This is a genomic window from Xanthomonas sp. D-109, assembly GCF_017746095.1.
GTDB lineage: Bacteria > Pseudomonadota > Gammaproteobacteria > Xanthomonadales > Xanthomonadaceae > Xanthomonas_A > Xanthomonas_A sacchari.
The window spans coordinates 1-12,102 of the sequence record NZ_JAGHWV010000036.1 but is presented as its reverse complement, the minus strand read 5'-3'; the positions used below and the strand labels follow the sequence as shown (position 1 = coordinate 12,102).

The window sequence follows — 12,102 nt, the reverse complement described above, 5'->3', positions numbered from 1 at the left end:
CCTGCGCGCCGCCGCGCGCCTGCGCCTGCTCACCGCCGTGCGCGCCGGCCCGCAGGGCGCGCGCGGACTCAACGCGCGCATCGAACAACTGCTGGCCGAGACCGCCAGCGGCGCACGCCGCCTCGGCGCCGCCGCGCCCTGGTTCCACGGCCGCCTGCTGCTGATCACCGAGAACAGCTACCGCCACGGCCTGTTCAACGGGGACGTCGGCATCTGCCTGAAGGACGCGCAGGGCACCCTGGTCGCCTGGTTCGATGGCGCCGGCGACGGCCAGGTGCGCGGCTTCCACCCGGCCGCGCTGCCCGCGCACGAGAGCGCCTTCGCCATGACCGTGCACAAGGCCCAGGGCAGCGAGTTCGAGGAAGTCTGGCTGCAGTTGCCGGCGCGCGACGCCCGCGTGCTCAGCCGCGAACTGGTCTACACCGGCATCACCCGCGCCCGCCGCGCGCTGCACATCGCCGCCAGCGAACCGGTGCTGCGCGCTGCGCTGGCCCGGCACGCGGCGCGGATCTCGGGGTTGGCGTGGCGGTTGGGTGGGGTGGAGCAGCCGCCGAGATCGCCTGCAGCCGATATCCTTGCCGCACCCTCCGGCACGCCGATCCAGGGCGCGCTGTTTTGACGAACCGCCTCAGGAGCCGGCATGCGTAGCGACGACAAGGAAGCCCCCACCTCGGAATTGATCCTGTATCGCAGCGAGGATGCGCAGATGCGGATCCAGGTTCGGCTGGAAGGCGATTCGGTGTGGTTGACGCAGGCGCAGATCGCGGAGCTGTATCAGACGACCCCGCAGAACGTCACCCAGCACCTCAGAACGATCTACGAGGAGGGCGAACTGCGTGAAGAGGCAACATGTAAGGATTACTTACAAGTTCGCCAGGAGGGGACGCGCGAGGTGCGCCGAAACCTCAGGCACTACAACCTCGACGCCATCCTCGCCGTCGGCTACCGGGTCCGCTCCGCGCGCGGCACGCAGTTCCGCCAGTGGGCGACGGCGCGGCTGTCCGAGTACCTGATCAAGGGCTTCGCGCTGGACGACGAACGGCTCAAGCGCGGGCCTGACGATGGCTATTTCGAAGAACTGCTGGGCCGCATCCGCGACATCCGCTCGTCGGAGAAGCTGTTCTGGCGCAAGGTGCTGGACATCTACGCGACCAGCGTGGATTACGACCCGTCGGCCGAGGCCAGCCAGCGTTTCTTCGCCACCGTGCAGAACAAGATGCACTGGGCGGCCCGCGGCCACACCGCTGCCGAACTGCTCATGGAGCGCGCCGACGCCAGCAAGCCGCACAGCGGCATGACCAACTGGGTGGGCGCCGTGCCGCGCGCGTCCGATGCGGTCGTCGCCAAAAGCTACTTGAACGCAGAGGAGCTGGAGGCGCTGAACCGCATCGTCACCGCCTACCTGGAGTTCGCCGAGTTGCAGGCCATGAACCGCAGGCCGATGACCATGGCCGCATGGATCTCCAAGCTGGACGACTTCCTGCGCCTGAGCGACCGCGAGGTGTTGACGCATGCCGGCCGCATCGGCCGCGAACAGGCATTGGAATTTTCCAAGGCCGAGTTCGCCCGCTACAGGCAGCGCACGTTGGAAGAACCGTCGCCGGTGGAGCGGGATTTCGAAGAGGCAACGCGCAGGCTGAAAGCGCTCGAGAGCGAGAAGCGCCGGTCCACGCGGACCAAGCGGCCCACGGGCGAGTAAGCGAAGCGGCGTCCCGGAAACCCGCGAACTGCCGGCACCCATGCCACGCCCGCAGCAACCTTCCGATGCGGGCAGGCCAGGCGAGCCCGGTGGTCCGGACTCGACGTCGCGCGACTACTTGGCCGGGATCCGCTGGTACTCGTCGCTGCCGGTATTGAGGTGCCCATCGGCCTCGTCGATGGCGAAGTTCACCGTCTCGCCGTCGTTGGTCACCTGCAGCACCCCGTCCTTGTAGATGGCCGGGTAGCTCTCGGTCTTGGGCTTGCGGGTGAAGAAGCGCGGGGTGGTGTTGCGCACCATGAACGACTCCCCGTTGCGCTCGATGTCGATCGTGTCGTCCTTCGACTCCACGTTGACCCAGTGGCCGACGAACTTCTCGCCCTCCACCCTGGCGCAGCCGGTCACCAGCATCGCCGCGGCCAGCGCGGCCCCCATCCACTTCGTCATGTCCCCGCCTCCGGTGTTGGAATCGAGGCGAGGATGCGATGGCTTGGATGTATGGGAGGTCAAGAATCGGAGAGAGCCAGTTTCCGATGGCGCCGACGGTGCACTCGCTCCCTTTTCTTGCCGGCGCGCCAGACAGAAGGCGGCAGGCGGGGCGCCCAGCCTGCAGAAGGGGGACGAGGAGGCGCGTGACCCTGGATGTGACGCCGACGCTATGACAGCATGCGCAACGAAAACGCATCCACTAGCCAGGCGGGGGGCATGGCGATGCAACACAACACTGGGCATCGCGGCCGCTGGCGAGACACAGTGGCGCTTTATCGCGCCGTCGGGCGCACGTGGGGTGACGCGTGAGTCCTGGGCAACGCGCCGCGCTGGAGCGGCTCGGCGTAGCGCTGGACGCGGATGAAGCCAGCATCAAGCGTGCCTACGCCCGCCTGTTGAAGCAGCATCGGCCGGATACCGATCCGGCGGGGTTCCAGGTGCTGTACGAGGCCTATCAACAGGCCCTGGCGTGGTGCCGTCGATCCAGTGGCGCGAAACCGCGCGACGCTGGCGTGGCGACCCACGAACCAGCGGCGCTGGAACAGGCGCCACCGCCGCGCCAACCGCTGGGCGACATGCCGCGGCCACCGGCAATAGCGCGCACGCAGGAACCGCGTGAGATGCCACAGCCGGTGTCGCTACCACGCCGTCAGCCGCCCTGCGATCCGCAGGTGGTGGCGCGCGAGATCGTCGCCCATGCCATCGAGGGCACGGCACCGGCTCTGCAGCATTGGCTTGAGCAACATCCGGTGATGTGGTCGTTGCAGGACAAGATGCGCGTGGGCCAGGCGCTGTTCGGGGTGCTGGACCAGGAATCCCGACCCATCGAGGCTGCCCGTTTCGACATACTGCAGCGTTTCTTCGAGTGGGATACGCTCGATGGCGACGTGGATCCGATGCGCCTGGAAGATGCGCGTCATGACGCCAACCACGCCTGGGAACTGCGCCCCGATTCGCTGGAGATCCTGGCCGAGACCTTGAGTGCGCAGGGACCGGCCGACGTCCCGGCCTGGCGGCTGCGTAAGGACCTCGCCCAGCTCGCGCCTCCGTTCGCATGGCGCAGCGCGCTGTTCAATGCCATGCCCATCGGTGAGGCGGACCGCATGCGCGACCTGTTGGACAGTCTGCAGCGCGTGCCGGACGGCACGTTGGTGCCGCCCATCGGTGAGCGCAACCGGGCGTTCTGGCAGGCCGCCGCCGATCCGACCCGGCTCAGCCTGGACCGTGTCCTGGTCTATGCCGCGCGCTGCCTGTTGGTCACCGCGATTCTTTCGCTGTTCGTCGTGCCGATCGTGGCCCTTCGCAATGCCTCCACCGTGTGGGATGTGCTGCGAAAAGCCGCGGTGGCCTGGATGAGCCTGAGCGCCATCGTCGTCGCCTGTGCGGTCGCCGTCGAGTTCTGTCACTGGCAGGCACTGCCGGAAACGGCGGTCCGGCGTTGGCGCTGGGCGCATCTGCTGTGCATTCCCGTGCTGTCGGCATTGACCCTGCTGCTGGCCGACAGGCTCTGGTGGCCGATCCCCTGGGCACTGGCCATCGCCTTGCTGATCGTCGCGTGCGTCCGCGGCTTCCAGCGGTACTACCTGAATCCATTCCACCAGCCCGTGTGGCGCGTGGCGCCGGTATTGCTGCTGGTGTGCTTCATCGCGCTCACCTCGCGGGTGATCGAGATTCCCCTGGCGGCAGCGATGGGGTACTGGCTGCTGGATGCGACGCGGCAGATGGTTCGGCAGCGCAGGCGAACCCGGTGAAGCACTGCCGAGCAACGTTGTTGCTTGCGCAATTACGTACACTCCGCACCCGCTCCCAGGACCCCGGTTTCCGCGTCCTTGTCCATCGCCATGCCGCACATTGAGCCTTGCGTACGAGCGTCCGTGTGCGCTGACAGCAACACCAGGCAGGCGATAGCCTGTACAGAGTCCTGTAATCAATAGTGAAAGGAGCCGGCCATGGGCTTTTCCGTGAACGACGTGGTGCCTTTCACCCTGGCGCGCGCCAATCTCTCCGAACCGGCCGACCAGGCGAAGGCCGGCGCCGAGAAGATCATCATCAAGAACGGCGAGAGCCACGTCGCGCTGATCGACGCCGATCGGCTGGACTACTACCACCGGCTCGAGCGCGAGCGCATCCACCTGCTGTTGCTCGACGATGCGAAGCGCGGCTTGGCCGACATCGCCGCCGGCCGTACGGTCGATGCCGATGCCGCCATCGGCCAACTGCAGCAGCGGCGCGCGGCGATCAAGACGCCCGACGGGATGAGCCCAGGCAAGCGCGCGGTCAAGAAGCGGGGTTGACCATTGCATCGCGTCGAACTGACGGAGAGCTTCCTCGCGAGCCTCGACGGGATATAAGCGCTCCTGCTGGACGCCGATGCCGCTGCGGCCTTCGATGACCTGCTCGCCGAATTGCGGGAGGCCGCGATCCCGAACCTTCGGCGCTTCCCCGCATCGGCCGGCCCTACCTGGACACGCCGCCGCAATCGGCCGAGGCGCTGGCGCAACTGGCCGCATTGCCGGCGGGAGCCCCGGATGCGTTGCGCATCTACCTGCACGGCGACTACTTGATGCTGTACACGGCGATGGAGGCATCCGCCTCCGTGTATCTGCTCTCCATTCGCCACCACCGGCAGCTTTCATTCGATTTCACTGGGCTGTGGAGTCGCGGGTGAGGATGCAGATAGTGCAGTCCGACCCCTGTTTCCGGCGCGACGAGCTCCTCGTCCCGCTGGGCATCAGTCAGAATGCGCTCGCCCGCGCCACCAGCGTACCGCCGCGGCGCTGGGCACGACCGAAAGGTTCTGGTTGAGCCTGCAGGCGAACTACGAACTGGAAGAGGCACATCGCCTGCTTGGCGATCTGCCGGCTCGGATCAAGCGGTTGGCGGCTTGAGGGCGGAGAAGATTGTGATTATTGGCCAGGGTATATATCAGCCCATTCAAGCCGGTATCTCCCTGGCCAAGTTGTTCCGACTATCTCTAGAGGCTAACTTCTAGGTCTATGTCATCCACACAAGTCTGAGTACGCGAATGATTCTCATAGGTACGCCACGGTCCTGGATGTGAAGTCACATTGGTCAAACCTTCAAGAGGTATGCATCGCCAATTATTGGGTGCGTCCCCAGTGATAGGACCGGTACTTGTATAGCCGCCAAACTGGTAGAACAAGGCCTGTTCTCGGCCGTTCTTGCGCCCAATTACGTGCGGACACATTTCACGTTCGTGCCCTTGATAGGTAGCGCGAATAATTTGCTTTGTAGCGATAGCAGTACGTACCATCTCATACACGACGCTCATTGTCCTTCTCTCCAATAGATGAAAACAGGAAAAGCGTTTAGATTGGTATGCGTTACTAGGCAGCTTGAGAGCGGTAAGTAAAAATTTATCCAATTACAGCGTAAGAAACATCAAATCGCATCTCTCTCAGGTTTCTGAAGCAAGTGACTAATGCAACCTGAGCAAAGAATGGTAGGCGTTCTTTAGGGACGCCTCGAATTATTGCTAGAACAAATCTAGCTCCTGATTTCTTGGTGGCCTCCTTGTCCCATATCGCTTTAAATCTTGGATTGAGTATTTTGTTAGAAACGCCGGCAATGAACGGTGGGTGATCTGCAAGTAGCTGGCCGGCAACAATGGCTTGCTGAAATAAATGGCTAAGATCCTGGGAGCGACCTCCCCAGGGCTTGACGCAAACCATAGATCCATCAAAACGTAGAAGATCACAGACTTCTATTGAGCTCCTACCCACGACTGGGATGAGATCTTTGTCGAGGTAGTAATATCGAGAGCGGAATGATTTTCCAATTCTTTTGTTATAATCACTCTCGCTTTCTCCCGTATATTTCAGCTTGGGAAACCTGCGTTTCTCAGAAGGTATTAGCGCTACTCTCTCATGTATTTCTTTGACAAAGTTGTTGTCTACTTTGTACCACTTGCCGAGCTGTGTGATATAGGTGTCAGTTTTAAACCTTATCGTTGCATTTATGCACTGCCTTATATTCCATTTTCTTGAGAGGTGAGTTTGCCCAGCTTTATATGCATAAACGGAGCTGGATCGTAAGGTCGATGGGATTACCCTCCCAGTAACGTGGGCGTTTCTCCACTGTTCAATAGTCAAGGGCTCAGATACAGGTAAGTGGCCTTTCCTAAGTTTCGTAAAAGAATAGGCATCAAACTCATCCCACGCCAGAAGCTCTGGAACGGAAAGTGTTATGAATTTGACACGAAGGGAAATCGCCCTTGCTAAGCGCGTCTCAAGCTTGTCAATTATGGCGTCATCATTAATTGGTTTTATCTTATCAAACCAAGGGAAATTGACGGATATATCTTTTCTTCCATAGCATTTTAATGCGCGACGACAAAAAGCGCCTATAGAATCTGATGAAAGATCGATTGTACCCTTGAATGAATCGCCGCCAACAACAGAATGACCAAATCTATAACTTTTATCAACTCTAGCTTTGACGCCTCGAAGGATATCTCGCTCAACATCCATGCCAAATCGACTTATGTCATCGCTTTCAGGTATCTGTTCTATGGCTTGTATTGCGGAGTCGGCTACTCGATCTCGCCTGATGGAGCTTAAGGATTCAGGTTGGGCAATATTGAGAACACATCTGGTGCCGAAGTCAGGTTCAATATCAGCTGAGGCCGCCTTTTGCCAGGCATGTCCGAAGGTCGCAACAAACCAACGTTGCTTATGACGGATGAATAGAATGGCCTGAGGTGAAGCCGACTTTGCAAAATCAGTATCGCTATTCGCTATCGACTTTAGCGACGTGATCCATTCTGGTTCTGAACCGCTAACTTTAAAATATAAGGTCGAATAGTAATTTCTATCTACAGGTATGGATATGGTTGCTTTAAAATCAGAGAGATCAATTTGGTTATCAGGGAGGCGCCCTTTTTTTAACAAATATATATTAAGTGGCAGCGAGTTTTCCATAATTTTCTAGCTTATAATATATTTTTAATGTTGGCATTGTTTATCAGTTAAATTTGATTATTTGCTTCCTCGACATCGTGGGAATTGGCCGCAGCCAAGGAAGGCTTCACCCGTACGCTTGTTAAATCGTCGTACAAGCGCGCTTCCGCACCGCGGACACGCTATTAATTGAGATGCTGCATCGACTACCGAGATAGGTGCCGGTTCGATGCTAGGCTTGGGATATGCCCCGGCCGAGCTGCTACTTTGAGCCGCCTGAATCATCTCCAGCAATCGCTTGCCACCGATCAACTCAATCGGCTTGCCCCGCGCAAACCGTTCCGCATCGTTCGTAAATCTGCCAACACAAACGATCTTCACCGCATCGGCCTGGTGATGCGCCAGCAATCCATACATCTCGCGCACGACGCTGACGCCGACCTGTTGCCGCTTCCATTGCTTGCATTGCACCAGGGTGCGGCGGCCGTCCTTGCGCAGGATCAGGTCGATGCCGCCGTCGGCACCGCCAAGGCCGGTTTCTTCTACCGTGTAGCCCTGGCGGCGGAAAGCTTCGCCGACCAGGCGTTCGAACTGGCGCCAGCCGCCGGCTGCCAGGCTTTCCAGGGTGGTGCGGGTGTCCAGCAGGCGGCGGCGATGCCGCGCTTTGAGGAATGAGGCGAGCGCTGCCATCCAGCAGAGCAGCAGTAGGATCCACGCCATCGGAGCGAATGCGCCTTCCGCTTGCTGGGCGATGGCCTGCGACAGCGCGCCGTCGTGGCGGGAAAACCACCAGGGGATGCCGTCGCGCACGGCGAGGAAGCCGGCGATGCCGGCCATGATTCCCACCGGCCACGGCAACGCCGCCAGCGCGTCGAATCCGGTTTTCCCCTGTCTGCGTCCCATGCGACCCCCGTCCCCGGATCGACCATAGACCTGTGTGCGGCAGATGTCTGTACTGTTAACTGTGTCGTCTACAAAGCGAGACACGCGTTGCATTTAAGGCTGGGTGGTGGCATCGCGATTGGTAGCCGGATCGCCTGCGGTGATCGGCGAAGCGACGTGAGCGGCAGCGTTCTCGGACGCGCCTGTCGCCGCCCGTCGTCGCCTTCCGTGGCGCTGAGACTTCCATGCTAGCGTCGCGCTGCCGAGGGTCCGGCGCAGCGTGGGGCAGGGAATGAACAGCGAGCCGACGCGCCGCCAACTGGCGCCACCACGCACCACGCCGATCGTGCGCCTGGCCTGGTGGTTGCTCTGGCTCGCCCTGGCCCTGTTCGCCGCGGAGTTCGTGCATTCGGTCTATCTGAAGTACGCGTCGCTGCAGTCGCCGGCCTACGCGATGTTCCTGACCCGCCGCGGGTGGCTGTGGTGCCATCTCGGTGGCGGGGCGGTCGGCCTGTTGCTGGGGGCGCTGCAGTTTGCGACGCAGCGGTGGCGGCGCTGGCCGCGGCTGCATCGTTGGGTGGGGCGGGTGTATTTCGCCGGGATGGCGGTGGCGATGGTCGGGGCGGTCGGGCTGATCGCGACATCGCTGGCGCCGCTTTCGATCCGGGTGGCGTTCGCGGCGACGGCGCTGGCGTGGCTCGTGACCGGGTCGGTCGGGCTGGTGGCGATCTGGCGTGGGCAGGTGCTGCGGCATCAGCGCTGGATGGTGCGCGCTTATCTGGCGACGCTGGCGCCGGTGGTGTTCCGTTTGTCGTTGCCGTTTGCGGTCAGCCTGGGCATCACACCGTCGCCGGGCTTGATCGCGCTGTTGTTGTGGGCGAGCTGGGTGGTGCCGTTGTCGGTGTACGGCGTAGGCCGGGCGATTGCCGATGCGTGGGATCGGCGAAAGCAGGTGTCGATGTTGCTGCGTGGCGCCGGTCTCGGCGCGGGGTGATGGCCGGGCGCGCGGGACGATGCGCGGGCCTGCGACTCAGGTGCCGGCATCGCCTCGCCGATCTGCGGTCATGCGGATGTCTGAGTCAGTTGTGGCCACAGCGTCGGCGTCTCCGCCGCCGCGGCGTCTCGACGCATAACGCGCCTTCATCGGCGTCGCCAACATCGCCGCGAGACGCCGGCACGTGCGCCGCTCTCACCACACTGAAAAACGCCGCCACGCCTGCGCCCAGGCGTGGCAGCCAGCGGGACGGACGGTCGCAGACGCCGGGGGAGGGAGTGCGCCTGCGTTGTCGTCCGCCGCGACCTCAGCGAAGCGTATCGAACAGTTGCTGGCGCACGGCGATGGTGCAGGCTTCTTCGGTGAACAGATGCTCCAGCGCGCTGTTGTCGCTGGGTTTGCCGGTGCCCAGGTCGAGCACGGTCGCCTGGTTGCTGCCGCGCGCCTTGAACGCGGCGACGGCGGTGGTGGCGTTCTTCAGCGGCACGGTGGCGTCGTTGTCCGAGCCGCACAGCAGGGTCGGGGTGCGCGGCGCCCAGTCGAGCAGGTCGTTGCGCTCCAGGTCGCGCAGGAACGGGTCGTTGGCGTTGCTGGCGAAGTCCTTGTAGAAGCCGGGCTGGAAGTACTGGCGGATCTTGTCCACGCCCGGCAGGGTGTCGCCGAGCACCAGGTCGGTCAGGCTCTGCTTGCCGGGGAACAACTTCTCCACCTGCTTGGCCCACGGATCCTGGAACACCTGCGACGGGTCGAGGTAGATGTTCTTGTAGGTGTGCTGCATGCCGACGATGGCGTAGCTGGCCAGCACGATGCCGAAGGTGTTCTCGCCCACGGCGTTGCGGCCGCTCCAGCTGTCGCGGAAGGTCTGGCTGAGCGCATACGGGCCGGAGATCGGCGCGCTGGCCACCAGGTTGAACTCGTTGGACAGGTGCGCTTCGATCTCGCGCTGGGTGGCCATGGCGGCATGCCCGCCCTGCGAGTAGCCGGTCAGCATGACCTTGCCCGACAGCGGGGTATTGAGCCGCTGCAGCACCTGGCGCGCGGCGCGCAGGGCGTCGATGGTGGCGCTGGCCTCTGACGCGGCGTGCAGGTACGGGTGGAACGCGTAGGTGGATTGGCCGATGCCCAGGTAGTCGCTGCTCACTACCACGTAGCCCTGGGTGGCGAGGTGGGTGACCATGGTGTCGTCGCCCTTGGCGTCGCGGATCTCCTTGGCCTGTTCGGCGCGGCGCTGCGACTCGGTGCCCTGGCTGTAGCTCACCAGCGGGAACGGACCGGGGCACTGGCTGCCGCCCGGCACCAGCAGCGCAGCCGAGGCGGTGGTGGGTTCGCCCTCGACGCCGATGGTGGCGTAGGTGAACTCGGCCACGCGCACGTCGCACTTGGCCTGGTCGGGAGATTGGTCGTTGGCCAGCAGGGTGCCGATCGCCTGGTGGGTGTAGCTGGTCAGGACATTGCTCTTGAGTACGGTGCCGCGCGCCGGCGCCGCCGTGGCGGCCAGGGGCAACAACGCGCCTACGACGCCGATGAGGGAAAGTGCGCGCAGCGCCAGCCGATTCCGCTGTGTGGCCATGGAAACATCCTCGTGTCGAATCCCGGTCGCCCGGGGGTGGGGGAGGGCGCAGACGCTACTATGTCGTCTGCATTATTTTTGCGACACAACGGGGTAATGTTTATCCGCGGTATTGATTCGCGTGGCATTCGGTCGCAGGAAACGACATGCGCCGCCGGAAAATCTGGCCGCATGTCGAGGCGATGGCGTGCGATGCGCCACAGTGACGTTGAGGAAATGATGAAACATCCACTGGTTTTCGTGCGAATTCGGCCGAATACGGATGTTGCGCGCAGGCGAGGCCGGTGTGGCCGCAATTGTCTACGACTCGCGCACGGGATGTTTCAGGAGTTAATAATCCTGGTTTTAAATACAATCGGAGATTGGCGCGAGATAATCGGGGATATTGTCGTGCGATGTCCGGTGTCGAGAAGGGCTTGGACGGTGGCAGGACACGAGCAGGACTGTTCGCTGCTTCTGTACGACATGGCGCAACACGGCTGCTTCCGCGATGGCGATCGCTGCGCCGGCAGCACGGCCGGCGCGCTGCGGCGAGATGGGGCCGTCATGTGGCACAAAAAAAGCCGGCGTGCCCATTGGGGCCGCACCGGCTTTGTTGCCGGCCCGTGCACGCACGGGCGGCAGCAGGGCCTCAACGCACCTGATACAGCACGGTAGCGCCGGGCTTGGGCTCGAACGCGGGCACCGTCTGCTGCTTCAGCGCGGTGCCCTTGGCGTCCCATACCAGGGTTTCGGACGGGTATTCGTCCTTTCGGGTCATCGCGTCGATCTGCTTGACGATCACGCTGGAGCCGGCGGCGACCTCGGGGTTCCAGGCGAACACGCCGAGCCTGCCGTAGAACACGGCCGGGGCGGTGGCGTCCAGGCGCCGGTCGGGGCACATCACCAGGCCGCGGTCGAGCATCACCCGCAGCGCGCCCACCGGCACGGCCTTTACCGTGGGGGACGTGCGCTCGGTGCTGTGACCGGGGCAGACGTTGGCCGAGCGGGTCAGCATGTCCTCGACCACCTGCCGGTCGGACTGGGCCAGCGCGGGCAGGGCGACGGCGGCGAGGGCGAGCGTTGCGAGGGGGGATTTCCAGGGCATGTCGAGACTCCTTCAATGGAGGAAAGACGCCGAACCGGGCGGTCCGTGCAAAGCAGGGACAGGCGGCCGCGGCGGCGCGGGCAGACTCTAGCAACCGCGCCGGGGACGAATGCAAAGCGGGCGTGAGGGCGCGGGGTTGTGGCTGCTTCGAGCGTGGGGTGCTGTGCAGGCATCGCCTGGCTCGCCTAGGTCGCGGTTGAAACCGCTCCTACAGTTGGGCGCATCGCTTGGTGCCCGGTCTAAGTGCTGGCGCTGGCGGCAGTGCGGAAGACTGGTCGTTGGTTGCGGGAGGGACTTCATGACACCTCCAACAACGACGAAGCCCATTGGTAGGAGCGGCTTCAGCCGCGATGGGCGTTACCGGGAATGCCCGTCGCGGCTGAAGCCGCTTGTGTCAAATAAGGGTCTATCGTTGCAGGTGAGAGCGGAGTGCGGCAGGCCGTTTAGCCGCAGTGCCAGCAA

The 12,102-nt window shown here is 62.8% G+C and carries 10 protein-coding genes and 1 pseudogene; 6 read left to right on the top strand and 5 right to left on the bottom strand.

Going from position 1 to position 12,102, the window contains the following annotated elements:
• The coding region (locus tag J7357_RS20920) for an ATP-binding domain-containing protein (protein ID WP_209249442.1) at positions 1-619 on the top strand (619 nt) is incomplete at its 5' end.
• A gap of 21 nt (positions 620-640) precedes the next feature.
• Positions 641-1,699: a virulence RhuM family protein gene (locus tag J7357_RS20915; RefSeq protein WP_244667720.1), complete on the top strand. Its 1,059-nt coding sequence runs from the start codon at positions 641-643 to the stop codon at positions 1,697-1,699.
• Between the two features lie 114 nt (positions 1,700-1,813).
• Here the strand turns inward: J7357_RS20915 and J7357_RS20910 are convergent, their stop codons facing one another.
• Complete coding sequence (locus J7357_RS20910; RefSeq protein WP_209249441.1) at positions 1,814-2,146, bottom strand: hypothetical protein; 333 nt, start codon at positions 2,144-2,146, stop codon at positions 1,814-1,816.
• Between the two features lie 479 nt (positions 2,147-2,625).
• Here J7357_RS20910 and J7357_RS20905 point away from each other — a divergent pair, with 479 nt between their 5' ends.
• From J7357_RS20905 to J7357_RS20895, 3 genes and pseudogenes are all read left to right on the top strand, one after another.
• Positions 2,626-3,939: a hypothetical protein gene (locus tag J7357_RS20905; protein ID WP_209249440.1), complete on the top strand. Its 1,314-nt coding sequence runs from the start codon at positions 2,626-2,628 to the stop codon at positions 3,937-3,939.
• Positions 3,940-4,149: 210 nt separating this feature from the next.
• Positions 4,150-4,482: a type II toxin-antitoxin system Phd/YefM family antitoxin gene (locus J7357_RS20900; protein WP_343237444.1), complete on the top strand. Its 333-nt coding sequence runs from the start codon at positions 4,150-4,152 to the stop codon at positions 4,480-4,482.
• A 376-nt stretch (positions 4,483-4,858) separates the two neighbouring features.
• Positions 4,859-5,076: pseudogene (locus J7357_RS20895) on the top strand (hypothetical protein).
• 489 nt (positions 5,077-5,565) lie between these two features.
• Here J7357_RS20895 and J7357_RS20890 read toward each other — a convergent pair.
• Both J7357_RS20890 and J7357_RS20885 read right to left on the bottom strand, forming a co-directional pair.
• Positions 5,566-7,128, bottom strand: coding sequence for a DUF6119 family protein (locus tag J7357_RS20890; RefSeq protein ID WP_209249438.1), 1,563 nt, complete (start codon positions 7,126-7,128; stop codon positions 5,566-5,568).
• 57 nt (positions 7,129-7,185) lie between these two features.
• A complete protein-coding gene (locus J7357_RS20885; RefSeq protein WP_209249437.1) occupies positions 7,186-8,010 on the bottom strand; it encodes a restriction endonuclease in 825 nt (274 codons plus the stop codon).
• 271 nt (positions 8,011-8,281) lie between these two features.
• On the opposite strand from J7357_RS20885, the gene J7357_RS20880 reads away from it, so the two are divergent.
• Positions 8,282-8,983: a DUF2306 domain-containing protein gene (locus tag J7357_RS20880; protein ID WP_209249436.1), complete on the top strand. Its 702-nt coding sequence runs from the start codon at positions 8,282-8,284 to the stop codon at positions 8,981-8,983.
• 307 nt (positions 8,984-9,290) lie between these two features.
• Here the strand turns inward: J7357_RS20880 and J7357_RS20875 are convergent, their stop codons facing one another.
• The gene (locus tag J7357_RS20875; RefSeq protein WP_209249435.1) at positions 9,291-10,553 is read right to left on the bottom strand and encodes a lipase family protein; all 1,263 of its coding nucleotides are present in this window, start codon (positions 10,551-10,553) and stop codon (positions 9,291-9,293) included.
• A gap of 631 nt (positions 10,554-11,184) precedes the next feature.
• The gene (locus J7357_RS20870) at positions 11,185-11,640 is read right to left on the bottom strand and encodes a hypothetical protein (RefSeq protein WP_010341483.1); all 456 of its coding nucleotides are present in this window, start codon (positions 11,638-11,640) and stop codon (positions 11,185-11,187) included.
• Between the last annotated feature and the right edge of the window lie 462 nt (positions 11,641-12,102).

Coding starts and splice junctions, on each gene's coding strand:
- J7357_RS20915 (WP_244667720.1), top strand. CDS start 641: ATGCGTAGCGACGACAAGGAAGCCCCCACCTCGGAATTGATCCTGTAT.
- J7357_RS20910 (WP_209249441.1), bottom strand. CDS start 2,146: ATGACGAAGTGGATGGGGGCCGCGCTGGCCGCGGCGATGCTGGTGACC.
- J7357_RS20890 (WP_209249438.1), bottom strand. CDS start 7,128: ATGGAAAACTCGCTGCCACTTAATATATATTTGTTAAAAAAAGGGCGC.
- J7357_RS20885 (WP_209249437.1), bottom strand. CDS start 8,010: ATGGGACGCAGACAGGGGAAAACCGGATTCGACGCGCTGGCGGCGTTG.
- J7357_RS20880 (WP_209249436.1), top strand. CDS start 8,282: ATGAACAGCGAGCCGACGCGCCGCCAACTGGCGCCACCACGCACCACG.
- J7357_RS20875 (WP_209249435.1), bottom strand. CDS start 10,553: ATGGCCACACAGCGGAATCGGCTGGCGCTGCGCGCACTTTCCCTCATC.
- J7357_RS20870 (WP_010341483.1), bottom strand. CDS start 11,640: ATGCCCTGGAAATCCCCCCTCGCAACGCTCGCCCTCGCCGCCGTCGCC.